The organism is Tindallia californiensis (genome assembly GCF_900107405.1).
GTDB lineage: Bacteria > Bacillota > Clostridia > Peptostreptococcales > Tindalliaceae > Tindallia > Tindallia californiensis.
Genome location: NZ_FNPV01000003.1, coordinates 24037 through 50578, shown reverse-complemented (window position 1 = coordinate 50578; position 26542 = coordinate 24037). Strand labels below are relative to the sequence as shown.

The following is a 26542-nucleotide window of genomic DNA, read 5'->3' as shown; positions in this document are numbered from 1 at the left end:
TAAAGGAGCTGTTAAGATGATAAAAAACTATGTAATTGATACCAATGTAATGATTCATGATCCATTATTTCTGTATAATTTTCAGGATAACCATTTGATTTTACCCTTGGTAACGGTAGAAGAGCTGGATGGATTGAAAAAAGCTTCAGGAATGGTCGGTTATCATGCCCGGCAGGTATTAAAAGAGCTAAATAAAGTTAGGCAGCATGGTGATTTTGTGGAGGGGATACGATTACCATCAGGAGGACTGATTCGCATTGAGATGAATTATGTGAATGTCAATAACCTTCCGGAAGGCATCGATACGAAAAAAAACGATAATCGGATACTGGCCATTGCAAAAGCAGTGGCAGAAAAAGATAAAGAAAGGCCGACGATTCTTGTTACAAAAGATATGTGTATGACCGTAAAGGCAGATGCTTTAGGCCTAAAAGTTCAGGATTATGAGACTGACAAAGTGCGAACAGATGATCTTTATAAAGGCTATAGTGAATTGGAGTTACCTTCAGAAGATATCAATAAGATTTACGCTGGTGGGTTGACTGTTCCAGAAACTGTGATGGAATCCATATACCCAAATCATTTTTTTCATATTAAGAGTAAGGATCAATCAGGTCATGAAGTGCTTGCGAAAGCAAAAGGAGATCGAATACAACCTTTAGAGTATGCCAATGAATATACGTGGGGATTGAAGCCGATTAACAGAGAACAAAAGATGGCCATGGAATTGCTACATGATCCGGATATTAACTTTGCAACCATTATAGGTGGTGCTGGCAGCGGTAAAAGCATTATTAGTATCGCTTATGCATTGCAGAGTGTCTTGGAGAAAAACATGTACAGAAAAATTATTTTTGTCCGTCCTGTTGTTCCTGCAGGAAATGATATTGGATTTTTACCAGGAGAAGAAAAAGAAAAGTTAAAGCCTTGGATGCAAGCATTTTATGATGCTGTCGATAATCTTTTTGATCAAAAGCAAAAAGGGAAAAAGGAAGCTGGATCTCGGAACTATGCAAAAAGTGAAAAACCGGATTTTTCAGTGGAACATTTCATTAATACCTATATGGATGCAGGTGTGTTAGAAATGAAAACCTTTAACTATATGCGAGGAAGAACCCTGGCAAATGCACTGGTAATTGTTGATGAAGCGCAGGAAACAACGCCACACCTAGCCAAGCTAATGTTGACAAGGGCCGGTGAGGATGCAAAGTTTTTATTCTTAGGTGATCCTTCCGATAATCAAATTGATAACGTATTAGTTGACTCAAAATCCAACGGATTAGTTTATACCGTTGATCGAATGAAGCCTTTTGATATTACCGGTCACATCACGCTTCGACAAGTAGAGAGAAGCCCGTTGGCGCAGTTAGCTGAGAAGCACATGTAAAAAACATCCTTTTATAAAAGCTAAGGATGTGTAAAGAAAAGTAAGAAAGAAAAAAGGGGGGGAGTTTGATGGACTATTATCATACGGCCAATCGGTTTTTATGGTTGTATTCGCTCAGTGTCAGTTTCAGTATTCTGATAATGGCCATTAACTTCCCTTATCAGCATAAGCGTGAAAGGCTGCTAGGCGCTATTTTTGCCATTCCTTTTTCAGGGTACTTGCTGAGTGGACTGTTGCTTACTCCGGGGTTGCAGATAGATCAGATTTATTGGCTAGCGGAATTTTTGATGCTAATAGGGGTGATGATGGTTTATCTGGATTTATTATCAGAAAAAACAAACCCAATAGCCTTAATGGTAACAGCTGCAGTGATGACAGGGATCCTTTTTTTATCGATCAATAAGTTTGCTACTGAATTTTTGAGATGGATAAACTATCGGACGGCATTATGGTTTTTCTGGATTCCTGGTTTCGTGATTTTTGCAAAAATTCGTCAATCAAAAGATGCGTTTTATCAATTTCATTACGGACTTCTGATGATTGTTTTGGCTTATACGGTTCAATTTTTTAGAGGCTCTCTCTATGTGCCAGAGGTATCCATGATTCTTAAAATAGTAGGTTATAGCCTTTTGTTAATTCACTTTTCTGGCACCATGGAAAAAGAAATAAAAATGCTGCAACGTTCAGCGGATAACTATCAGCGGCGTTTGCAAAAAACAGCTGATAATGCAGCAAAAAGAAAGGAAAATGAATTAATAAGAAGCCATCAGGCTGTTTTGGAAAATGCAAAAAAAGATGGATTAACAGGAGCTTTTAACCGAATCAGCATTATGGACTTTATTGATGAACAGATAAAACAGAATGATGGCACTTCTTTTTCGGTATTGATGTTCGATATTGATAAATTTAAACGTATCAATGATAACTTAGGTCATGTAAAGGGAGACATCGCTCTTAAAACCTTAGCCTCTATTACTCAAGGGGTTATTCGTGAATACGATTATTTGGGCCGTTACGGAGGAGACGAATTTATTGTACTGCTGCCAAAGTTAAACCTTGCGGAAAGCAGGCTGGTGGCCGAAAGGCTTTTGGAGAAAATCAGAAAAACAAAAGAGCCACACTTTACCATTTCTATTGGGATCGCTGTGTTTCCGGAAGATGGTGAAACGGTTCTTGAATTAATACAAATAGCCGACAAAGGTCTTTATAAATCGAAAGAAAAAGGAGGGAACGATGTTTCTCACCATGAAGTTTTCTAAGTCTAACATACTATTAGTCATTGGACTTGTTGAAAAAGACTTCATCCAGTATAATAGTAATGGATAGTCATTTCTGAACTAATGGAGAGGGAAATTATGATAAGAGAAGTGAAAACCAATTACGCAGAAGAAAAAAGCGTTTTGGCAGAACCGGTCTATAACAGACAAGGTAAAATGATCTATCCTTCGGGTACAGTGATCACTGTGTTTAATAGAATGCAAATATATATGGAGGGTGTCCAGCATATTCGTATCTATGAAAAAATGCTTGACTACCAGCTCCAGGAAGTAATTCGACCAGAAGTTCACAATAAAATGACGGCACAGTTAAGGCAACTGGTTAGAATCAGAGGAACAAAGCCTGACGAAGATCGGGATTTTAAGCTCTACGAAGTAAAGGCAATGATGAGTTCTGTTGTGGAAGATTTTTTGGGGGAAAAAGCGGTCATTGAAAAACTGGCCAGTATGAGATCGGCTTACGAATATCTTTATCAACACTCTGTTGGTGTCATGATAAAATCAATGTTGCTGGGAACAAGCCTTGGTTTGTCAAAAATGCAACTTGAATCCTTAGGAAGAGCTGCCATTTTCCATGATATAGGGATGTTATTTATTCCTTTGGAAATCATGAAAAAACCAAAACTCACCGAAGAAGAATATCAGACAATTAAAAGCCATCCGGTAAAAGGATATCTGTTCTTAAAAGATAACGCTAGTTTAGATGCTGAGATTTTGAAAGCCATTTTAGAGCATCATGAAAGATGGGATGGCAGCGGTTATCCAAATCAGAAAAAGGGTCATGCGATTCATGAAAATGGTCAAGTTATTCGGTTAGCCGATACCTTTGATTCTATGTTGAATGATCGGCCTTATCGTAAAGCGTATTCTGTTTCAGAAGTCCATGAGTTTATTATGTCGCAGTCGGGGACGCATTTTAATCCGAAATTGGTTGAAGAATTTAAGCAAAATATTAATCCATATCCAATCAATACATTAGTGGAGCTTAACGATGGTACTTCTGCTGTGGTTACGGGAACCAATGCACCTTTTCATACAAGACCGATTCTTACCATTGTGAAAGGACCCTTAAGAGGAAAAAAAATTGATTTAATGAAAACGAGAAGCTATACGATTATAAAGACATTGAAAGATCCCGGTGAGGTGTCGGATACTGTTGACTAGATGGGGAAAATTTTAATTGGATAGAAGGATAGGCGTATAAATATAAGGAAACCATTGGAAACCAATGGTTCTGGATTTGTGTTAGTGGGTGAAAAAAATGGCAAAAAAAGAAAATAGTAAAGAAACGGGAAAAAGAATATCGAAGTCTCTGGCGATTACAATGATAGCTGGCATTACATTTATGCTTTTATTTGTTTATGGAACAGCGGGGTTTTTGTTGTTTCAATATTTTAAGCATGAACAACCAGAGGTAGCTTCTGCTCCGATAGAGGCTTATGAAGAACCAAAGGATGAAGAAAAATCGGAAAGCAAGGAGGAAAACAGTGAGGCAGAAGAACCGTCCTCTTTGCAAGCGCCACCATCAGATTTGGTGGCGGCATATCAAACCTTAGAGTCTCCAATGGAGCGAAATATGGAACAGGTAGCATCTCTGAAAGAAAGTGTTGTGCAGATAGAAGCAGGAGAAAGTCAGGGTTCCGGTGTGTTAATTAGTGAGTATGGGCATATCGTGACGAATTATCATGTCATTGAATCCTCTCCTTATATGGCAAAAGCTTATTTTGAGTCTGAAGATGGAACTGTGATGAAAAAAGATTTAATGCTTCTTGGGTATGACAATCGACAGGATTTGGCGATTTTGCAAGTGAAAAACCGGGAAGGGATGAATCAAAAACCGATTCCGTTAGGAGCCGTGTCGGAAGTTAGTGCAGGTCAAAGAATTGTAACCATAGGAAGTCCCCGTGGTTTGATTAACACTGTTTCGGATGGAATTGTATCCGGGTTAAGGGAGACGGAAGCACAGACTTTAATTCAGATTACAGCGCCAATTTCACCTGGTAATTCTGGAGGTGCGCTTTTAAACATGAAAGGCGAGTTGATAGGATTAACCACGTTTAAGATTGATCAGTCTGAAAATCTGAACTTTGCCATTTCGGCAAGTGATATTAAGCAGTTGATAGATGAAAACCCACAATGGATTAATCCGTGATCAGGTAAAGAAATAATAATTAATCAAAATAGTCTTGCAAAGTTGTAAGAAGATGATATAATAGGTAAAAATCAAGAAAATTGATGTGAGGAACGGGAGAGTATATTTGTTAAAGCCTTTAAGCGAGCTGGTGATGGTGAGAGTCCGGCAGGTAAGATGAATAGAAGAACACCCGGGAGCATCCGACCGAACGGTAAAGATTATTTTTTTATCTAGTAGACTCGGACGGTTCTCCACCGATAATGGGAGTGCATATCGAAAGCGTTGGTTTTCCGTATGTTTAATTGAGAGAGTCTGATTTAAGACTAATAAGGGTGGCACCGCGGAATAGTACCCGTCCCTGTATCAGTGTATTTTACGCTGAGCAGTGGACGGGTTTTTTGTTTTGTTGTAGGAAAGGGAACAAGCATCAAAGGGTCATATGAACCTAATGATTCATTATCAATTATTAATTTTCAATTACAACAGATGCGAAGCATCTTTGTTTTGTCAGCGAAGATGAAAGGAGAATAAGAATGGGCAGAAGTTATGTAAAGGAGATAGGGCAGAGTTTAGGAAAAGAGGTAGAAGTGAAGGGGTGGGTTCACAAAATTCATGATTTGGGACGAATTGCCTTTGTCACATTACGGGACAAAACTGGCCTGGTACAATTGGTATTAGATGAAAAACAAAAAGAGGGACTAAGGCTTGAGATGGCTTTGGAAGTGAAAGGGACTGTCTCGGAAAACACAAAAGCGGTGAACGGACTGGAAATTAATGTAGAACAGCATAAAGTAGTGGGTGAGGCACATTATGACAAATTGCCGTTTTCTGTAAACCGGAATGAAAAAACTCATTTGGAAACACAACTGAACCACCGAACGATCAGTTTGAGAAATCCCCAAATTCGGGCACCATTTATCATTCAGGAAGAAATTGTAACGGCTTTTCGAGAGTATTTAAGGGGCGAGATGTTTTCAGAAATACACACTCCAAAAATTATTTCTTCAGGCACCGAAGGTGGATCAGAAATGTTTACAGTGAAATACTTTGATTCACGGGCATTTTTAGCACAGAGCCCTCAGTTCTACAAGCAAATGATGGTAGGTGCTGGATTTGAAAAGGTTTTTGAAATAGGTCATGCCTACCGTTCAGAGCTTCATAATACATGGCGGCATTTGAATGAATATGTTAGCCTGGATGTAGAACTAGGGTTTATCGAAGATGAGAACGATATTATGGACTTGGAAGAGAGTTTACTAAAGCATATGATTCAGCATTTGAACCAAAAGTGTAAAAAAGAACTGGAGCTTCTTGGGGTATCATTACCGGAGATTCAAAAAATACCTCGTATAGAGCTGGAAGAAGCAAGAGAAATATTGCTGAGAGAGTACGACAAAAAATCGCCAGCAGGCAACTTAGATGCAGAAGGAGAAGTGCTCTTTTCAGCCTATGTTAAAGAAAAATATAACAGTGAATTTGTTTTCTTGACTCGGTATCCGGTAAGCAAAAGGCCGGTTTACACCATGCCGTTTGAAGAAGAACCTTCTCTGACCAGAAGTTTTGACCTTATTTTCAAAGGATTGGAAATTACCACGGGTGGGCAACGAATTCATAACTATGATCAGCTTAAAGAAAATATGCTGACCTTTGGATTAAAGCCGGAAGATTTTGATTTTTACCTGGAAACCTTTCGATATGGAATGCCACCTCACGGAGGATTTGCAATAGGACTAGAGCGTTTGACCATGAAATTCTGCCAACTGGAAAATATACGGGAAGCAACTTTATTGCCAAGAGATATGAAAAGAATCACACCTTAAGGAGGCGAAAGAATGAAGATGAAACCGGAAGAAGTGGCTTATATTGCTAAATTGGCAAAATTGGATTTAAGTGAAGAGGAAGTGGAACAGTATAGTCGTGAATTTGATAATATTTTGGAACACTTTGAAGTGATTGCGAATTTTACTGTAGAAGATACGAAGGAAGATATTTTTCAGCATCAACCATCAACCATATTAAGAAAAGATGAACCAAGCTTATTTGAGGATCAGAAAAAATTGTACCAAAACACAAAAGATCTGAAAGATGGACTTATTCGGGTGCCTAAGATTTTGGATTAAGTCAAAGGAGGTTACTATGACAATCGACATGCAAAGCTTAAAAAATCAACGTGATTTATGGATAAAAGGAGAAGCATCGGCAAAAGAGTTGGTAGAAGAAACATTTAAGAGAATAGAAAAAACAGAGGATCAAGTGAAAGCGTATCTTTGCTTACAGAAAGAAACAGCTATGGAGCAGGCTATAAAAATCGACGAGAAAAGAGCTCGTGGTGAAAAAACCGGTGCACTGGCTGGAGTGCCTTTGGCTGTGAAAGACAATATTTGTACAGAAGGAATTCCAACTACCTGTGCCTCTAAAATGTTGGAAAACTTTATTCCGCCTTATAACGCAACGGTGGTTCAAAAGATTTATGAGGCAGACGGTATTATGATTGGTAAGACAAATTTAGATGAGTTTGCAATGGGATCCTCTACTGAAAGCTCTGTTTTTCAAACAACTCGGAATCCATGGGATTTGGATCGGGTTCCGGGTGGGTCTTCGGGTGGATCGGCCGCCGCCGTTGCGGCTGAAACAGTACCTCTGGCCTTAGGATCTGATACGGGAGGATCGATTCGTCAACCCGCTGCCTTTTGTGGAGTAGTGGGGATAAAGCCAAGTTACGGGCTGGTATCTCGATACGGACTCATTGCTTTTGCCTCTTCCCTTGATCAGATTGGTCCTATGACAAAAAACGTTGAAGATTGTGCGATAGCCCTAGATGTTATTGCTGGTTTTGACCAGAAGGATTCTACCAGTCGTAAAATCGATCTTGCTGGATCTTATACAGAAGGCTTACATCAGTCTTTAAAAGGAGTTAAGGTTGCACTGCCTGTTGAGTACCAGCAAGAAGGATTAGATAAGGAGATCAATAAGGTGTTAGAAAATACCGTTAGAGAACTTACTTCTCTGGGTGCTGTTGTGGAAAAAGTTTCCTTGCCACACTCATCCGTAGGACTATCTGCCTACTATATGATTTCTTCTGCAGAAGCTAGTTCAAATTTAGCAAGATTTGACGGTATTCGATATGGTCACCGAACAGATAGAATGGAAAATATTGAAGATTTAATGGTCTATAGTCGGTCAGAAGGGTTTGGGCAAGAGGTGAAAAGAAGGATTATGCTTGGAACTTATGCGCTTTCTTCGGGATATTATGATGCTTATTACCAGAAGGCACAAAAAATTAGGTGCAAAATAAGAGAACAGTATTCCCGAATATTTGAAAAATATGATGCTGTGCTAGGTCCGGTATCTCCTTATTTGCCTTTTAGACAAGGCGAAAAAATGGATGATCCTTTAGCCATGTATTTGGGAGATGTTTATACAGTGGATGTAAACATGTCTGGGTTGCCGGCTATTTCATTACCAGGTGGGTTTACAGAAGCGGGTTTGCCTGTAGGCATGCAACTGATAGGAAATCATTTTGAAGAAAAAAGATTGTTTCAAATAGCCTATCAACTTGAAAAAAGTTTACAGTTAGACTTAAAAAGTAATATGGTGAAAGGAGGATTAAAATGAACTGGGAAACGATCATAGGGCTGGAGATTCATGTGGAATTAGATACAAAAACAAAGATTTTTTGCCATTGCCCCACTACTTTTGGATCTCCTCCTAATCAAAACACATGTCCTGTTTGTTTGGGCCTGCCAGGCGCTTTGCCTGTCTTAAATGAGGCAGTGGTAGCAATGGCAGTCAAAGCTGGATTAGCGTTGGGCTGTAAAATTGAAACCGTCAACAAAATGGATCGGAAAAATTACTTTTATCCTGATTCGCCTAAAGCCTACCAAATTTCCCAACATGACATGCCCATATGCACAGGTGGGTTTGTAGATATAGAAGGAAAAAAAGGAAAGAAAAAAGTTAGCATTCACCATATTCATATAGAGGAAGATGCTGGGAAATTGCTACATGATGAAGATGAACCAGTGTCATATATTGATTATAATCGGGTAGGCGTTCCTTTGATAGAAATTGTTTCGGAAGCAGACATGCGTTCCCCAGAAGAGGCGGTTTCTTACCTGAAGGCGGTTCGTTCTATCTTACAATACGCAGGTGTTTCTGATTGTCGAATGGAACAAGGTTCTCTACGTTGCGATGGCAATATTTCAGTCAGACCATATGGGCAGGAACATTTTAACCCTAAGGTGGAGCTGAAAAACATCAACTCATTCAAAGAGCTGCAAAAAGCCTTAGAAAAAGAAGAAAAAAGACAATTGGAATTATATAGCTTCAACGAAGGGCATAAAATTGTTCAAGAAACCCGAAGATGGGATGCGGCAAAAGGTAGAACTATTTCTATGCGAACCAAAGAAGATGCTCATGATTATCGATATTTTCCGGAACCGGATGTAAAGCCTATTTTTATTGAAGAAAATCTAATAAGAGGCATTGAAAAACAATTACCGGAATTACCGGCTGAAAAGGCAGAAAGATTTACCAAATCCTATGGATTAACAGAAAAAGAAGTTAACATTTTGGTAAGCGAAAAAGCATTAAGCGAATTTTATGAAGAAGTGGTGAAAGCAGGTGCTGATCCTAAAGTAGCGGCTAACTGGGTTCTTGGAGATCTTCTTCGTATGCTGAAAGAGAAAGAATTGTCAGCCGAAAATCAGCCCTTAAAACCTGGAGATTTGGCAGAGTTAATTCAGATCATTCAAAAGGGAAGTATTAGTAGCACGGCTGGAAGAGACGTTTTTGATGAGATGGTTGAAACAGGAAAAGAAGCTCACCTCATTATTGAAGAAAAAGGGTTGAAACAAATCAGCAACATAGAAGAGCTTCAAACAATAACTGAAAAAGTGCTTAAAGAAAATCCGGAGTCTGTTCAAGACTTCAAAAATGGCAAGAAACAGGCTGTCGGCTATTTAATGGGGCAGGTAATGAAGGCAACAAAAGGACAGGCAAACCCTAAGGTAGCGAAAGAAATGCTTGAAAACCTACTACAGGACTAGAGTAATGATAAAGGGATTAGCTTGATTAAAGAACTGATGATTGCAACATAGTGATTTATCTTTTACAATAGTATCAGTAACTAGTAGATAGAAACTGGTGAGGTTCTGATATGAAAAGCAAAATGCCTCGAACGGAAAAAAATATGAATAAAAGGCGAAAATGGATTCGCTTTTTTCGTCGCCTCTTTTTAACAGTGGTGCTAGGAATGCTCGTTCTTTTTGGGGCAGTAACTGGCACCACTATTGCCATTGTACATAGCATTGTATCTGATTTAGAGCCGATTGAAACAGAAAACTTATATCATTTATTGGATGAGAGCTCCTTTATTTATTATAAAAATGGGGACCAATGGGAACTTTTGGAAAAAATTGCGACACCCATGTACCGGGAAATCATTGAGTATCAAGAGATACCTGACCTTGTTCAAAATGCTTTTATTGCCATTGAAGATGAACGTTTTTGGAATCACCCGGGGATTGATATCAGGAGAATTCTGGGAGCTGGATGGACCAACTATCAGACAGGTAGTCGGCAAGGTGCCAGCACCATCAACCAACAATTAGCAAAAAATTTATTTTTGAGCCATGAGCAAACCTATACTAGAAAAATTCAGGACATGTACTATGGAATTCAGCTGGATCAAAAGCTTTCAAAAGAAAAAATACTGGAAGCTTATCTCAATACCATTTATTTAGGTGCTGGAGCTTACGGGGTTCAGGCCGCTTCTCAGGTCTATTTTTCAAAAGATATTCAAGAATTGACTCTTGGAGAAGCCGCATTATTAGCCGGTATTCCCAGAAATCCATCGCGATATGCACCGCTGCGAACCATTCGAAAGGATACTGTAAGAGAAGATAGAACTGTTTTTCAGGAAATTGAAGAAGATTATGTAATGGTGCTGCAACCAGAAGCCTTAAACAGACAGCGGTTAGTCCTTGCTAAGATGCGTGAAATTGGCTGGATTACTAAGGAAGAATATCATCAAGCGATAGAAAAAGATTTGTGGGAAATAGTGAACCCCGGAAACTTGCAACAGCAAGAAGAAATCAGCTCTTATTTTGCAGATCTGGTGAAGCAAGACGTATTGAACTCGTTGCAGAATTGGGGATACAGCTTGGAAGAAGCCAGACATTTTTTGTATGCAGGTGGTCTTCATATTTATAGTACGCTGGATATGGGTATTCAACAAGTGATAGAGGAAACCTTTGATAATCCTGAAGCCTTCCCGGAAACCATGCGAGATGCAGAGGGGAACCTATTAAGAGATAGTCATGGCAATATTCAGCCGCAAAGTGCTTTTGTAGTGATCGAACAGAAAAGCGGAGCGATTCGAGGTATTTCAGGGGGACGGATGACAACAGGAAGAAATGTCCTAAATCGTGGATTAGTCCCAAGACAGCCGGGTTCGGCTATAAAACCGCTGGCTGTTTACACACCGGCCATTGATCGTGGAAAAACAGCCGCATCGATGATTCATGACGCACCGGTTTACTTAGATCCGGAAAATCCTAACAGACCTTGGCCAAGAAACTGGTATCGGCAGGGGTATTTTGGTAATATCACCGTAAGGGAGGCTCTTCAGTGGTCAAGTAATGTAGCGACGGTGAAACTCTTGCACGAAACAGGGGGGAGCCGGCAAGGTGCCTATGACATCATGTTTCATTATCTTGAAAGACTGGGAATTTCTACTTTGGTCAGAAGAGACAAGCCATTTACTGGTTCTGACGGAGCGGTTTATCATGATGAAACTTTTTCAACGGCCTTAGGCGGGATGACACACGGTGTTTCGCCACTGGAAATGACGGCTGCTTTTAGTGTGCTGGCAAATGAAGGGATCTATACAGAGCCCTACACCTTTACTCATATTACCGATCGGAAAGGAACTGTGCTGGTTGAAAGAAATCCACATAGAGAAAGGGTGATAACGGCACAGACAGCTTATATTATGACGGATATGCTGGTACATAGCATTACCTATGGCACCGGTTCGCGTGCAAAACTAGATCCACGAAACGAATTGATTCCAGTGGCGGGAAAAACAGGAACCACTTCAGATAAAAAAGACGCTTGGTTTGTAGGGTATACGCCATATTACTCAGCTGGTTTATGGGTTGGAAATGACCGGCCGGAGTCGCTTTCTGACGGTAGTGGGATGGCGGCCACGTTATGGCAACAAATGATGATGAAGATTCACGAAGAAAGGGAGCCTAAAGCTTATGCCGTACCGCAGGATATCGTGACAAAAAACATTTGTACAACGACAGGTCTTTTGGCAAATAGACATTGTTCTGGTACTCGCCAGGAAGTTTTTATACTGGGAACAGAACCAGATCAATACTGCCGTGTTCATCGAGCGCCACCCCCACCACCCCCTCCGGAGGAAACGGATAGAAGTGAGGAGGAGACGGATAGAAGTGAGGGTGAAGCCGATAACCAAGTGGAGTCGGAGCATCAAGAAGAATGATAATGAAAAGAATAAAAAGGAGAATGACGGTGAAAACATTAATAAAAAATATCAAATACTTTTCCCCTGAAAATGGCAATGTTCAGAAAGGTAATGTGAAAATCTTTGAAGGGAAGATTTTAGGCTTTACTGACCAGCAGGAATGGGAAGGTGCCCATATTTATGAAGGAAAGCAGCAATGGTTGTTTCCTGGTTTTATTGATATGCATGTACATTTTCGAGAGCCGGGGGGCGAAGAAAAAGAAACCTTTGAAACAGGTTGTCGTGCAGCTTTAGCAGGCGGATATACTACTGTAGTATGCATGCCTAATACTCAACCGGTTCCAGATACAGAGACAACTGTGAAAGATTTATTGCAAAGAACCGAAACCCTTCCCTGCAACGTATTGCTAATGGGTAGTATTACAAAAGGCCTTGAAGGTATGGAAAAGACAGCGTGTAGCTTATATCGTCATCCTCGATTTGTCGGTGTCACTGATGATGGGAGACCAGTCACAAATGCCGCTATATTAATGAAGACTTTGGAGGAGGCTTCCCGGGAAGGGCTGATGGTAGGACTGCATTGTGAAGACGAAAGCATGATGTTTGACAGAAGCATTAACCAAGGAGAGATTTCTCGGAAACTAAAACTTCAAGGAGTGCCGGCAATGGCAGAGGCGATAATGATCCACCGGGATCTTTACTTGGCTGAAAAGCTTGATGTACCTTTGCATATTCAACATGTCAGTTTGAGGGAAAGCGTGGAACTCATACGAGCGGCAAAGGAAAAAGGAGTTAAGGTGACCTGTGAAGCAGCGCCACATCATTTTTCTTTAACAGAAGAAGCTGTGTTGACAAAAGGATCTATGGCAAAAATGAGTCCGCCTTTGCGCACAGAAAAAGATGTAATCTCGATACAGGAAGGGTTAAGAGAGGGTATCGTTGATGCGATTGCGACGGATCATGCTCCTCATTTGCTGACGGACAAAATAGAAGATTTAATCACATCGGCTAATGGAATTATTGGGTTAGAGACAGCCTTTGCGGTGGGGGCAACCTATCTGGTAGATAAAGAAATTCTGAAGCTGCATCAGTTAATTCGGCTAATGAGTACAGAACCGGCAAAATTACTGGGGCTAAATAATAAGGGAAGCTTAGCCGATGGCAAGGATGCTGATTTGGTCTTAGTGGACATGGAGAAGTGGTGGACAGTAGACCGGGAAACCTTTTTTTCTAAAGCAAGAAATACCCCTTATCATGGGATGCTCCTTAGAGGCTGCGTTACCATGACTATGGTAAATGGGGATATTCGATATCAGAAAGAAGAAATGTAAGCGAAGTGTAATGACGAAAAAATCAGAAATCATTGTCAAAAGCATCGATCTATGATAAGATGCAAGTAAGATGAAAAAGGCAAAGCCGTTCGAAAGTCGGTGACGCAAAGCCACGAATCTACGTCAGGTAAATCTGATAGGATGGTCGGGTTGCCCGTATGTTTTTTATTGGCGACTCGTTTTGGACGGGTCTTTATTTTGTGATTTTCTGGTTCACTGGAGGCAAAAGGAGATGGTCATCATGATTAAATCAAAAGTTTTGCTGGAAGATTGTGAAGTGGGAATGGTGCTTTCGGAAGATTTATACAATGATTCCGGGCTCTTGCTCATGAAAAAAGGAACGATCTTAACTCCAGAAAAGATTAAAGTGCTGTCACGAAGAGAAGTGACAGAAGTCCCAATCGAGGAAACTCGAAGTAACTGACCCCTTTCCATAGGGGTTTTTTTATGTGCAAAAAGACTCTATTTTCCACAACTGTAGAATCGGGCTGTGGATTGGCAGAATAGCTGGTTATTTGCTATAATAAAATAAATAGGGTTCTTTAAAACATGATAAAGGAGGAAGGATATGATTATTTCTCATGTTCAAGAAACAGAAAAGAAAAAGGTAAATCATCCGGATGCCAGTCAGGCATCGACGAAAGTGCTTATATCGCCTAATGAAGGTTGGGAAGGTCACGTAATGAGATTAATGGAACTGAGGCCGGGTGGATTTACACCAAGACATGAACATCCATGGCCGCATATTAATTATATGGTTAAAGGGAAAGGAACTTTGTTCATGGATGGGAAAGAACATCCTGTCAGCGCTGGTTCTTATGCCTATGTACCAGCTAATAAAAAACATCAATTCAGAAATGATGGCAGTGAACCCTTTGAGTTTATCTGTATTGTACCTGAGGAAGGACATCAATAAAGTGAAAAAGAATAGTGATGAAAGATCTAAAATAACCTTAATGGCAACGGCTGCTTTTGGTTTGGAAGCTATTGTATCAAGAGAAATAAAAAGCCTGGGGTATGAAGTAGTAGAAACAGAGAACGGACGTGTTACTTTTACAGGACCGATAGAAGCACTCTGTAGAAGCAACCTTTGGTTAAGAACCGCAGAGAGAGTTTTGTTGAAAGTCGGTGAGTTTCAGGCAAAAACCTTCGATGAACTTTTTGAAAAAACCAAAGCTTTGGATTGGAGTCAATGGATTCCGGAAAATGGAAAGTTTCCTGTTATCGGAAAATCGATTAAATCTCAGTTAGGCAGTGTTCCTGACTGTCAGGCGATTGTGAAAAAAGCGGTCGTTGAAAGCATGAAAAAGAAATACCGCAAAGAATGGTTTGAAGAAAAAGAAAGCGAGTATCGAATAGAAGTGGCTCTCTTAAAAGATAAAGTTACGTTAACGATTGATACAAGTGGGGAAGGCCTTCATAAAAGAGGGTATAGAAGAAGTACACATCAAGCTCCATTAAAAGAAACACTTGCATCGGCTTTGATTCAGCTTAGCTTTTGGAAGCCGGAAAGAGTGTTGATTGATCCCTTTTGTGGTTCAGGAACCATTCCGATTGAAGCGGCACTCATAGGAAAAAATTTGGCGCCGGGAATGAATCGGGATTTTATTTCAGAATCCTGGCCGTGGATACCAGCGGAAGAATGGCGACAAGCCCGAAAAGAAACTCACGATGTCGCTAATTTCGACCAGTCAATTCAAATACAGGGATTTGACACGGATGAGAGAGCATTAAGTTCAGCCCGATACTATGCACAGGAAGCTTTTCTAGAGGATGAAATTCATTTCGAAAAAAGAGATTTTAGAGAATTGCGCTCACGCTACTATTATGGATGCATGATTACCAACCCTCCTTATGGTGAGCGAATGGGTGAAGAAGAAGCAATCAGACAGCTTTACAGAGAATTTGGTGAAGTGTTAAAACCTTTGGAAACGTGGTCTAAGTATATCCTTACAGCGTATCCAGATTTAGAGGAAGATTTTGGAAAGGAAGCAGATAGAAGAAGAAAGCTATATAATGGCAGAATCATGTGCCAGTATTATCAATATCAGGGTCCAAGACCACCTAAAAAGCAGGAAGATTAGAAAAGGGAAAGAAAGCAAAAAGAATTAAAGCCGAAAAAAGAGCGGCAAAGCCGAAAAACGGGCGGTGATTACTTGGATAGTTTGTTGAGCAAAGAGGATATGGAAGCTGTTTTAGATATTTTGGATGAAGGGATTCAGGTGGTAAATCTGGAAGGGATCATTGTCTATTGCAATGAAGCGGCGGCAGAATTGGACAGTCTGAAAAAAGAAGAAGTGGTTGGGAAACATATTCTTGAAATATACCCTTCCTTAACGAAAGAGACCAGTACATTAATAGAATCCTTGAAGACAGGAAAAGCAATTTATCACTACCAACAAGATTTTTTGAATTACAAAGGAAGTAAGATAACGACTGTAAACAGTACGATTCCACTTCATAAAAATGGACAATTAGTAGGAGCTTTAGAGCTATCCAGAAACATTACCCAGGTCAGAGAACTTTCAGAACGTTTAGTAGATCTGCAGGAAAAAATATATGCACAGAAACCTTCTGTGTCAAAAGCTGTAAAAGGAACAGCTAGATATACTTTTGATGATATTATTGGAGAAAGTCCGGAGATTATCAAGCTGAAGCATCAATCAATGAAAGCTGCTGCCACTCATTCTTCGGTGATTGTATACGGAAATACAGGGACAGGAAAAGAGTTGATTGTTCAGGCCATCCACAATGCCAGTGAAAGACGGAAAAAGCCATTTATTGCACAAAATTGTGCAGCGATCCCTGTAGCTTTACTGGAAAGCATTCTATTTGGAACGGTTAAAGGAAGCTTCACTGGGGCTGATCATCGACCAGGTCTGTTTGAATTGGCTAATGAAGGGACTTTGTTTTTAGATGAAATAAACTCAATGCCTATGGAGCTTCAGGCAAAATTACTTCGTGTATTAGAAGAAAAATCCATCAGACGAGTAGGGGATATTAAAACCCGGGAAGTCAATGTGCGCATTATAGCGGCAATGAATATGGACCCTTTCCAAGCTGTCCACGAGAAAAAGCTAAGAGAAGATTTGTTTTATCGGCTCAATGTGGTATCTTTGCGCTTACCTGATTTGATGGAAAGAGAAAAAGATTTTTCTGTATTATTGACGCATTTTATTAACCGGTTTAATTGCAAGCTAAACAAAAATATTGTCGGTGTGACACCAGAGGCTTTACGAAAACTTAAAAATCACTCTTGGCCCGGGAACGTGAGAGAGTTGGAAAATATCATTGAAGGTATGATGAATGTGATGGAAGGCCAATGGATTAAAATGGAAGATTTGCCCTATTATCTGCAAAGAGGAAAACGAGAAGAAAAGGACTTGGGAGCAAAAATGGTGTTGGGGGCGCATACTTCTCTCCGGGAATTGATGAATAGCGTAGAAAAGCAAGTAATCGCCAGTGTGTTCAAGGATGAAAAAGGCAATATCACGAAAACGGCGGAAAGGCTTTCTGTACCTCGACAGACACTCCAATATCGATTAAGCAAGCTGGGGATTGAGCTAGAAAAAGAAAAGTAATTGAATAACACCAAGGCCGCCGAAAAACAGGCGGTTTTTTGATGTTATTAAAGAATAAAAGGTGCTTTATGGTTGTAAAAAAAAGAAAAATAAAATTAATTCAAAAAATGACAGTGGTCTAAGTTTATTTTTATCCTGCGTTATAAATAGTACGATTCAGTTTTATCAGAGCTTGCAGTGATTATTTTGTTTGGAGAAAGGGAGGAAAGTATTTCGATAATCAATTTTATTAAAAATGCCGGCTGTTTTGGCATCATATTTGCAACAATTCATATAGGGAAGACTGTGTGCTTATTCAGTGCTTAATGCACTTAAATTTAAAAGGAGGAATGTTAATATGAAAAAAATGGGATGTCCTTATGGTACGCATCGGGTAATAGAACCGAAAGGGGTATTGCCTCAACCAGCTCAAAAAATTGACAACAGCATGGAAATCTATGATAACGAAATCTTGCTGGATGTTCAGACGTTAAATGTTGACTCTGCCAGTTTTACACAGATTAAAGAGCAGGCTGGTGGCGATTTAGATAAAATTAAAGAAATCATGACGGGAATTGTATCAGAGAGAGGAAAGCATCATAACCCTGTTACTGGTTCAGGCGGAATGTTGATTGGGACAGTGGCTAAAATAGGAGAAGGATTAAAAGGAAAAACAGATTTGAAAGTGGGCGATAAGTTAGCTACTTTAGTTTCTCTTTCTTTAACACCCTTGGTAATTGAAGAGATTAATGAAATACGTAAAGACATTGACCAAGTAGATATCAAAGGCCAAGCCATCTTGTTTGAGAGCGGTATTTATGCTGTACTGCCTGATGATATTGCCGAGAACCTAGCACTTTCTGTTTTGGACGTGGCGGGAGCGCCTGCACAGACAGCTAAACTAGTGAAGCCAGGAGATACAGTAGTTGTTATTGGTGGATATGGAAAATCTGGAATGCTTTGCTTGTACGAAGCGAAAAAGCGTGCCGGCGTAACAGGAAAAGTGATTTGTGTAGGGCGTCGCAAAGAAGGTATTGATGGTATACGTGATTTAGATTTGGCAGATGAATATGTTGTTGCAAACTCAACAAACGCTGTTGAACTGATGGAAGCTGTAAAAGAAGCTACAAACGGTGAAATGGCCGATGTGGTGATCAACTGCGTGAATATCCCGAATACGGAAATGGGAAGCATCCTTGCGGCGAAGGATACTGGTTTAATTTACTTCTTTAGCATGGCGACCAGCTTTACAAAAGCAGCTCTGGGTGCGGAAGGAATAGGAAGAGATACCACCATGCTGATAGGGAACGGATATACAAAAGGTCACGCCGAAATTTCTTTGCAAATCATGAGAGAAAGTGAAGCACTTCGTAAAAAGTTTGAAGAACTCTATGCATAATAGATAGGTACTGATAGATAAAGCACAGAAAACCCCAGGTGATTTTTTCACAAATTACCGGGGTTTTCAATCTGATAAATCCCAAAGGAGAGAATAAAATGCGTGATTATCACGATATCGAACTGTGGAAAGATGTTAGCGAAGATCAGTGGAATAGTTGGGAATGGCAGGTAAAAAATCGCATCACTACGGTTGAAGACTTGAAAAAAGTAGTGAACCTTAAAGAGGGAGAAGAAGAAGGAATCGAAAAATGCTTAAAAAAACTGCGAATGGGAATCACTCCTTACTATGCTTCTTTAATGGATCCGGATGATGAAAACTGTCCTGTGAGAATGCAAGCGGTTCCTCAGTCGTCAGAATTGCACCAAGGCAGTTCGGATATGGACGATCCCTTACATGAAGATGTTGATTCGCCGGTGGAGGGACTGACCCATCGTTACCCGGATCGAGTTCTTTTGTTGATAACAGATATGTGTTCTATGTACTGTCGTCACTGTACGAGAAGACGTTTTGCCGGTCAACAGGATACAGGACTTCCGATGGATCGGATTGAGGCGGCGGTAGAATATATTAAAAAAACGCCCCAGGTAAGAGATGTGCTTCTCTCCGGGGGAGATTGTCTGTTAGTATCAGATGAACGACTTGAGGCGATTATTAAAAAACTGCGAGAGATTCCTCATGTAGAAATCATTCGACTGGGAAGTCGTGCGCCAGTGGTGATGCCCCAACGTATTACAGATTCTTTGGTGAATATGTTGAAAAAATACCATCCCATATGGTTAAATACACATTTTAATCACAGCAAAGAATTAACGCCAGAAGCACGCAAATCTTTGGCTAAACTTGCTGATGCCGGTATTCCTCTTGGCAACCAGTCCGTATTGCTGCGAGGGATTAATGACTGTGTTCCTGTGATGAAAGAACTAGTTCATGAATTGGTAAGGGAAAGGGTTCGACCCTATTACATTTATCAATGTGATCTATCTGTAGGAATAGAGCATTTTCGAACAACAGTAGCAAAAGGCATCGAAATTATTGAAGGTCTGCGTGGTCACACATCCGGATATGCGGTCCCTACCTTTGTAGTAGATGCACCTGGCGGCGGTGGAAAGATACCTGTTATGCCAAGCTATATGATCTCCCAAGGAGCTGGGAAAATTGTTCTAAGAAATTACGAAGGGGTTATTTCAGCTTATTCTGAGCCGACGAACTATTCTTACGATGATGAGTGTAAAACCTGTCAGGAGAGCAAAGGAAAAAATCTTGGTGGTGTTGCAGGACTGATAAACGGAGAAGGGATATCCATGGAGCCGGCGGATTTAGAACGTCACAAAAGAAGCAAAAAATGAGATTACTAGATTACCTTTCTGAAAAAGACTGCCGACGTATTGCGGTGATAGGCATGTCGAAAAATGCTGGAAAAACAGTGGTGCTTAATCGGCTAATAGCAGAAATGAACGAAAGCAATATGGTTATAGGAATCACATCAACAGGAAGAGACGGGGAAGAAGAAGATTTAGTGACACAAACAGAAAAGCCGCGCATCTATGTTCCGGTAAATACGATACTGGCCACCACAGAGGTTTGTCTGGGAAACAGTGAAGCGAAGGTGGAAATTTTAGACACTACCGGTGAAAACACCCCGATGGGTCAAGTGGTGATGGTGCGGGTGAGGCAAGCAGGATTCATTCAAATTGCAGGCCCGGATACCAATGCGGGAATAAAAAAAGTAATGGTAAGCATGGAGGAACATGGCGCTAATCGAATTTTAGTCGATGGCGCCATCGATCGTAAGGCCAGTGCTTCACCAGCCGTATCGGACGGATGTATTCTTGCTACGGGTGCCGTCTTGCATCGTGATCCGGAGCAGGTAATCAAAATGACAAAACATCAGGTGGATATATATTCATTACCGGCCGTTGAAGAAAAAGAAATCATTAAAGCGTGGAATACGTTTGTGAAGAAGGGCAGTGTTGCAGTGATTGACCGGAAAGGTTCTATGAAGATACTGCCGATACAATCAGCCATCAATAGTGGTCGAAAACTTGGGAATGCACTAGAGGAAGGCGACCGATGGTTACTGGTGAAAGGAAGTTTAACCGGGAAAGCGGTCCAGGAACTGATGCAAGTCACTTCTTTGTATAAAGAAGTGACGATCCTTATGGCAGATGCAACAAAAGTGTTTATAACAGAAAAAGAGTGGAAACTATGGAAGCATATGGGCGTAAGCCTTAAAGTAGTAAACCCGATCAATCTTCTGGCAGTAACCATAAACCCGGTTTCTCCGGAAGGCTATGTATTTGATAAACAAAAGTTTCATACAGAGATGCAACAGGCACTCGGGCTAACTCCTGTCATTGATGTGCTTAAGGAAGGAGGGCTGAATTGAACTATTTTATAAATTTGGATACTCCGGATCAAATCGGACTAAAAGATTTTATGGCAAAGGTACCCGTAGAAACGGAATACGGACGCATCATGAAAGAAAATTTGGATCCTTATCCTCTGGAAGACAAAGAAAACCTTAACGTGTTATATGCAGAGATTCAGGAAATGATCCAAGCAAAAGAGGAACATCCAGGACTATTGAAAGAATTGCGAAGACTTTTGCATGGACAAAAAAACATTCGTAAATCCATTGAAAATACTGGAAAACAACAAGTGCTTTCTGATGTGGAATTCTTTGAAATAAAGAAGCAAGGGATGGCAATTGAAAAACTGTCCTGCCACTTGGAGAAACATAAACGAATCCTTTTTCCATCCGTTAGACTTCATTCGGTACAATGGTTAACGGAACTTCTGGATCCGGAAAAAACTGGGATAGAAACCTTTTACATTTACGATGCCTATGACGCTAAGTTGAAATCATTAAGAGTCCGGAAATTACAACTGCAGGAAACAATGATAAAAGAAGAAAAGAATCGAGAAAAACAGATAGAAAAAATAACGGGGTTAAAAGTTCTTTGGAATAAAGAAGTTCATATCCCCAAAGAAAATGCTGCCTACCGGGATAAGCTGGAGGCTTTGAATACTTATGTCTTGGCCAATGAAACCAAAAGCCATTGGATATACCGTCCCTTGAGACAAGAAGCAGAGGATGTTCTGGAAGATATTCGGAGAGAAGAAGAAGTGATGGAACAAAAAATTCGTCAATGGCTTAGTCGTTGCATTGGAGATAAAAGCAAAGAACTATTGGAAAATACGTATAGGATAGCCCATCTGGATTTATTGCTAGGGAAAGTTGCGATGGCAATCACCTTTCGATGTTGCAAACCAAAATTATCTGAGAAAGCAGAAATAAGCATTTGTAATGGAAGGCATACAGGTCTAGAAGAACGCTTAAAGAAAGAAAAGTTGGCCTGTGTTCCGGTAGACCTTTCGGCAGAAAAAGGCGTCACCCTCATAACCGGTGCTAATATGGGCGGAAAAACCATGTCACTAAAGATGACAGCTTTGCTACTGGCATTGGCGCAAATGGGTTTTTGGGTGCCGGCGGATTCTTTTTCTTTTATGCCTATGCAGTATATCTACTTTTCAACAGGGGATCAGCAATCTCAGGAAAAAGGATTATCCACTTTCGGAGCAGAACTGGAAGGATTAAAAAAAGCGTTGAAAGTTGCTGATAAACAAGGCCTTATTTTGTTGGATGAATTGGCAAGCGGAACAAATCCGAAAGAAGGATATGGGATATCTAAAGCCATTGTAGAGAATTTAAGCCAGCGATCGGCTATTTCTATTCTAACAACTCACTATGATGGAATAGGAGAAATCCCGGAGGTGCGCCATCTACAGGTAGTAGGATTACGTGAAGAAAACATGGAAAGTCTAAAAGAAGAATTGAGAGAGGCAGGATCGGTAGCAGGAATTTTTGAGAAATATATGGACTATCGACTTCGACCGAAAGAAAGCAAAGATCCAGTTCCAAGAGATGCCATATGTGTAGCGGAAATTATGGGACTTCCTGAGTCAATCATAAAAAATGCACAAACATATTTGAAAGAAAAAGAAGAATGAGGGAGGAATGAGGATGAACAGTAAGCTTAACTTAGATCAAAAAATGATTGATGAAGCGAGAAGAGCCTCTAAAGCAGTAGCCGATGAAATTCAGCCATATATCGATGAGCATACCACTGTTAGTGTTGAAAGAACGATTGCTCGCTTGTTAGGAATTGACGGAATTGACGAAGTTGATCGGCCATTACCTAATATTGTCGTAAATCATGTGCGGGAACATGGAGGACTCAATGAAGGGATTGCCTACTGGATAGGAAATGCCATGGTATATACAGGAAAAGAGCCTCAGGAAATTGCAGAAGCCGTTAGTCGTGAAGCGTTTTCCTTAACAGAGATTCCTGCTCAAAATCGTCAGGAAGTAATTCGGGCCGTAACGAGCAAAGCAGAAGAAACCGTCGAAAGAATAAAGCATAATCGAAAGCAGAGAGAAACCATGATTGAAACCGTGGGTGAAGGAAAAAAACCGTTACTATACCTTATTGTTGCTTCCGGGAATATTTATGAAGATGTTATCCAAGCACAGGCAGCCGTAAGGCAAGGGGCCGATATTATTGCGGTGATCAGAAGTACTGCTCAGAGTTTGCTGGATTATGTCCCTTATGGACCAACAACAGAAGGTTTTGGTGGAACTTATGCAACTCAAGAAAACTTTAGAATCATGCGAAAAGCCTTGGATGAAGTGGGAGAAAAGGTAGGAAGGTATATACGTCTGTGTAATTACTGTAGTGGTCTTTGTATGCCTGAAATTGCGGCGATGGGAGCGCTGGAAAGGCTGGATGTTATGCTGAATGATGCCCTTTACGGAATTTTGTTCAGAGATATTAATATGCAAAGAACCTTTGTGGATCAATATTTTTCCAGGGTGATCAACGGATTTGCAGGAATTATTATCAACACGGGAGAAGACAACTATCTGACAACAGCAGATGCGGTGGAAGAAGCCCATACAGTGGTGGCATCACAATTTATTAACGAACAATTTGCGCTAAAAGCTGGATTGCCGGAAGAACAGATGGCTCTTGGACATGCTTTTGAAATGGATCCGGAGCTTACCAATGGATTTTTACTGGAGTTGGCCCAGGCTCAAATGGCCAGAGAAATTTTTCCAAAGGCACCATTGAAATACATGCCTCCAACGAAGTTTATGACCGGTAACATCTTTAAGGGTCACATTCAAGATGCTATGTTTAATTTGGCGGCCATTTGGACACAACAAGGGATACAACTTCTTGGAATGCTGACAGAAGCTAATCACACCCCGCATCTTCATGATCGTGCCTTGTCTATTGAAAATGCAAAATATGTATTTAATAATTGTAAAGATATAGGGGATGAGATAGAGTTCAAAAGAGACGGCATTATTCAAAAGAGAGCTCAGAAAGTTCTGGGAGATGCAGTGCAGCTCTTGGATCAGGTAGAAGAAGATGGTATTTTGAAAACCATTGAAGAAGGTAAATTTGGAGGCGTTAAAAGATCAAGGACGGGTGGTAAAGGCCTTGACGGTGTGTTTGAAAAATCTGAAGGATACCTTAATCCATTTATATCCCTTATGCTAGGAGGTGACCGGTAATGGCTATTGAAAAAGTAGACCTTTCGAATGTAAAACCTTACGGGGATACACTGAATGACGGGATGATTCAATTAAGTTTCACTTTACCGGTACCTTATGGTGAAGAAGCAAAGGAAGCAGCAAGGCGGCTGATGCTTAAAATGGGACTGGAAGAACCGAATGTTGTTAATGCCATGGATTTAGGGATTGGGTATACCTACTTTATTGTTTATGCAAAAAGCAGTCACACGATCAATTATAACGCAATCAATGTTCCGAAAGTTGATGTTGATCGAATGACAAAGGAAGAAGTGGAAGAGTTTATTGAGAAAAAGATTAAAAGAGATGTGGTTATTCTGGGTGCTTGTACCGGATCTGATGCTCATACGGTGGGAATTGATGCCATTATGAATATGAAAGGCTACCATGGGCATTATGGCCTGGAGCGATACAAAGGAATTGAAGCACACAACCTTGGGAGCCAGGTAGAAAATGAAGAATTAATATCAAAAGCAATTGAAATGAAAGCAGATGCATTGCTTGTGTCGCAAGTGGTGACACAAAAAGATGTTCATATCAAAAATTTGACAGAACTTATCGAGTTGTTAGAAGCAGAAAACTTAAGAGATAAGCTGATTGTTGTTTGTGGTGGTCCGCGGATATCTCATGAACTGGCTAAAGAACTAGGATATGATGCAGGATTTGGAACCAACACTTATGCGGAAGATGTAGGTGCTTTTGTGATTCATGAATTAGTGGAGAGGAACTTAGTCTAAAAAACCTTTCCGATCTATAAGCTCGTTTTGTATCTCAGGATGAAGATGCAAAACGGGCTTTTTTTCTGTTGAAATTATGTTACAATAAGGTGGGATGCATTGAAAGAACGGAGGTTAAAGATGAAAGACTCTGTTATAATCAAAAAAGTAATTGAGTCAAAGCAACTTAATGTGAATGATCATATAGTTGTTGGATTTTCAGGAGGCGCGGACTCGGTATGCTTACTACATGCATTGTTTCAATTGGCCGATACGTATCGACTTCAGATTGTTGCTGCTCATCTCAATCATAATCTAAGGGGAATGGATTCCAATGAAGACGCCACCTTTGCCATGAACTTTGCTCGGCGACATCAGATAACCTGCGTGGTGAAAAGCGTAGATATTGCCAAATCTGCAAAAGAGGAAGGAATTTCTTTAGAAACAGCGGGACGAATTAGTCGATATCAGTTTTTTGAAGAAGTGGCTGAAAAAATTGGTGCGAACAAAATTGCGCTGGCTCATCATCAGAATGATCAGGCAGAAACCATCCTAATGAACCTGATCCGTGGAGCAGGTCTTGAGGGGCTAAGTGGAATGCCGATGGTTCGTGATAAGATTATGCGTCCACTTCTTCATTGCCGACGCGAACAAATAGAAGAGTACTGTCGTTATTGGGACCTGCCTTATCAAATAGACCAATCTAACCAGGAGACGGAGTATTTTCGAAATAAGATCAGACTGGAACTGATTCCTAAAATTAAAAAATATCAGCCTAACGTTATTGAATCTATTGGCAAAACATCCGTTTTATTAGAGCAAGACAGACAGTATATCGAAGAAAAAGTGGAAGAGGCTTATTCGGAAGTGCTTTGTTACAAAACAGATAAGGTGATCAGTATAAGTCCTTCAAAATTACTTCAATACCATCCATCGATTGTTTCTAGAGTTATTCGTAAGGCTTATATGTTTTTTAATACAAGGGAACAGACCATCAGCTTTGATCAGGTACATCATATACTAAGCCTATTGGATCAGAAAAAAACAGAAAAGGAAGTACAGCTTCCGGGGGAAATAAAGGTATTGTTCAAGACAGATGAAATAAAGATTGGGAAAAAAGAAGATATTGAAAAAAGCTATTCAGAAGAAACAATGAAAGAAGCTATTCCTTTGAAAATACCTGGGATAACCAGGTTGGTACAACGAAATGGATATTTTCGCTGTGAGGTTGTTAACATTGAAAAAATGAAAAACAGGGGCAAGGATCCCTATTGCCAGTATTTTGATTTTGATCAGCTGCCGGAGCATATCGTTGTAAGAAACCGGCGGGAAGGAGATCGACTGAAGCCACTAGGAACAAATGGATCAAAGAAGGTGAAGGATTTTTTTATAGATCAGAAGATACCAGTTGAAAAAAGAAATATGATTCCATTGATTGCTTCTGAGAATGAAATTTTGTGGGTGGTAGGTCATCGTATCAGCGAACTGGTGAAAATAACGCAGAAAACAAAAAAAGTCTTGAAAATACAGTTCCGGTCTGATAAGGTTCAATAAGGTTGTGGACAGGTTTTTTACAGGTTGTCTATCAACTTGTTGTGTGGTACAATTATGTAATGTGAAAATGACTTTTGTTGGGAGGAG

The 26542-nt window shown here is 40.2% G+C and carries 21 protein-coding genes, 1 riboswitch and 1 other annotated feature; all 21 genes read left to right on the top strand.

The genetic code is table 11. From position 1 onward, the window contains the following. The first annotated feature begins 16 nt into the window (after nucleotides 1-16). Entirely contained in the window at nucleotides 17-1387 is a 1371-nt protein-coding gene (locus BLV55_RS04340; RefSeq protein WP_093311605.1) for a PhoH family protein, read from the top strand. A 68-nt stretch (nucleotides 1388-1455) separates the two neighbouring features. After that, complete coding sequence (locus BLV55_RS04335; RefSeq protein ID WP_093311602.1) at nucleotides 1456-2646, top strand: GGDEF domain-containing protein; 1191 nt, start codon at nucleotides 1456-1458, stop codon at nucleotides 2644-2646. Nucleotides 2647-2742: 96 nt separating this feature from the next. Continuing rightward, entirely contained in the window at nucleotides 2743-3828 is a 1086-nt protein-coding gene (locus BLV55_RS04330; RefSeq protein WP_176968253.1) for an HD-GYP domain-containing protein, read from the top strand. Between the two features lie 97 nt (nucleotides 3829-3925). Continuing rightward, nucleotides 3926-4816, top strand: coding sequence for a S1C family serine protease (locus BLV55_RS04325; protein WP_093311595.1), 891 nt, complete (start codon nucleotides 3926-3928; stop codon nucleotides 4814-4816). A 79-nt stretch (nucleotides 4817-4895) separates the two neighbouring features. Next, nucleotides 4896-5161 (top strand) — a binding site (T-box leader). Nucleotides 5162-5331: 170 nt separating this feature from the next. Further along, a complete protein-coding gene (gene aspS, locus BLV55_RS04320) occupies nucleotides 5332-6618 on the top strand; it encodes an aspartate--tRNA(Asn) ligase (protein ID WP_093311591.1) in 1287 nt (428 codons plus the stop codon). Nucleotides 6619-6630: 12 nt separating this feature from the next. Continuing rightward, nucleotides 6631-6918 (top strand): Asp-tRNA(Asn)/Glu-tRNA(Gln) amidotransferase subunit GatC, encoded by a 288-nt coding sequence (gene gatC, locus BLV55_RS04315; RefSeq protein ID WP_093311588.1) that lies wholly within the window; start codon nucleotides 6631-6633, stop codon nucleotides 6916-6918. Nucleotides 6919-6934: 16 nt separating this feature from the next. Further along, nucleotides 6935-8413 carry an Asp-tRNA(Asn)/Glu-tRNA(Gln) amidotransferase subunit GatA gene (gatA, locus tag BLV55_RS04310; RefSeq protein WP_093311586.1) on the top strand — a complete coding sequence of 493 codons (1479 nt, stop codon included), beginning with the start codon at nucleotides 6935-6937 and terminating at the stop codon, nucleotides 8411-8413. After that, a complete protein-coding gene (gatB, locus tag BLV55_RS04305) occupies nucleotides 8410-9846 on the top strand; it encodes an Asp-tRNA(Asn)/Glu-tRNA(Gln) amidotransferase subunit GatB (protein WP_093311583.1) in 1437 nt (478 codons plus the stop codon). Before gatA ends, gatB begins: the two co-directional genes overlap by 4 nt. A 110-nt stretch (nucleotides 9847-9956) precedes the next feature. Continuing rightward, nucleotides 9957-12311 carry a transglycosylase domain-containing protein gene (locus BLV55_RS04300; protein WP_093311580.1) on the top strand — a complete coding sequence of 785 codons (2355 nt, stop codon included), beginning with the start codon at nucleotides 9957-9959 and terminating at the stop codon, nucleotides 12309-12311. A 29-nt stretch (nucleotides 12312-12340) separates the two neighbouring features. Further along, complete coding sequence (locus BLV55_RS04295; protein ID WP_176968252.1) at nucleotides 12341-13624, top strand: dihydroorotase; 1284 nt, start codon at nucleotides 12341-12343, stop codon at nucleotides 13622-13624. A gap of 68 nt (nucleotides 13625-13692) precedes the next feature. After that, a riboswitch (cyclic di-GMP riboswitch) is annotated at nucleotides 13693-13782 on the top strand. An 83-nt stretch (nucleotides 13783-13865) separates the two neighbouring features. Then, the gene (locus tag BLV55_RS04290) at nucleotides 13866-14048 is read left to right on the top strand and encodes a hypothetical protein (protein ID WP_143033166.1); all 183 of its coding nucleotides are present in this window, start codon (nucleotides 13866-13868) and stop codon (nucleotides 14046-14048) included. 144 nt (nucleotides 14049-14192) lie between these two features. After that, complete coding sequence (locus tag BLV55_RS04285; RefSeq protein WP_093311572.1) at nucleotides 14193-14540, top strand: cupin domain-containing protein; 348 nt, start codon at nucleotides 14193-14195, stop codon at nucleotides 14538-14540. 1 nt (nucleotide 14541) lies between these two features. Continuing rightward, the gene (locus BLV55_RS04280; RefSeq protein WP_330386572.1) at nucleotides 14542-15708 is read left to right on the top strand and encodes a THUMP domain-containing class I SAM-dependent RNA methyltransferase; all 1167 of its coding nucleotides are present in this window, start codon (nucleotides 14542-14544) and stop codon (nucleotides 15706-15708) included. Nucleotides 15709-15780: 72 nt separating this feature from the next. Next, nucleotides 15781-17205, top strand: a complete 1425-nt coding sequence (locus BLV55_RS04275) for a sigma-54 interaction domain-containing protein (RefSeq protein ID WP_093311567.1) — start codon at nucleotides 15781-15783, stop codon at nucleotides 17203-17205. Nucleotides 17206-17542: 337 nt separating this feature from the next. Next, a complete protein-coding gene (kdd, locus tag BLV55_RS04270; protein ID WP_093311564.1) occupies nucleotides 17543-18583 on the top strand; it encodes an L-erythro-3,5-diaminohexanoate dehydrogenase in 1041 nt (346 codons plus the stop codon). Nucleotides 18584-18681: 98 nt separating this feature from the next. Continuing rightward, entirely contained in the window at nucleotides 18682-19932 is a 1251-nt protein-coding gene (gene kamA / locus BLV55_RS04265; RefSeq protein WP_093311561.1) for a lysine 2,3-aminomutase, read from the top strand. After that, nucleotides 19929-20972, top strand: a complete 1044-nt coding sequence (gene kamB / locus BLV55_RS04260) for a lysine 5,6-aminomutase reactivase subunit KamB (RefSeq protein WP_093311558.1) — start codon at nucleotides 19929-19931, stop codon at nucleotides 20970-20972. The genes kamA and kamB overlap by 4 nt, the downstream gene beginning before the upstream one ends. Further along, nucleotides 20969-22597 carry a lysine 5,6-aminomutase reactivase ATPase KamC gene (gene kamC, locus BLV55_RS04255; RefSeq protein ID WP_093311556.1) on the top strand — a complete coding sequence of 543 codons (1629 nt, stop codon included), beginning with the start codon at nucleotides 20969-20971 and terminating at the stop codon, nucleotides 22595-22597. Before kamB ends, kamC begins: the two co-directional genes overlap by 4 nt. A gap of 13 nt (nucleotides 22598-22610) precedes the next feature. Then, the gene (kamD, locus tag BLV55_RS04250; protein ID WP_093311553.1) at nucleotides 22611-24167 is read left to right on the top strand and encodes a lysine 5,6-aminomutase subunit alpha; all 1557 of its coding nucleotides are present in this window, start codon (nucleotides 22611-22613) and stop codon (nucleotides 24165-24167) included. After that, entirely contained in the window at nucleotides 24167-24922 is a 756-nt protein-coding gene (kamE, locus tag BLV55_RS04245) for a lysine 5,6-aminomutase subunit beta (protein ID WP_093311549.1), read from the top strand. The genes kamD and kamE overlap by 1 nt, the downstream gene beginning before the upstream one ends. Nucleotides 24923-25042: 120 nt before the next feature. After that, a complete protein-coding gene (tilS, locus tag BLV55_RS04240; protein ID WP_093311546.1) occupies nucleotides 25043-26455 on the top strand; it encodes a tRNA lysidine(34) synthetase TilS in 1413 nt (470 codons plus the stop codon). Nucleotides 26456-26542 lie beyond the last annotated feature (87 nt).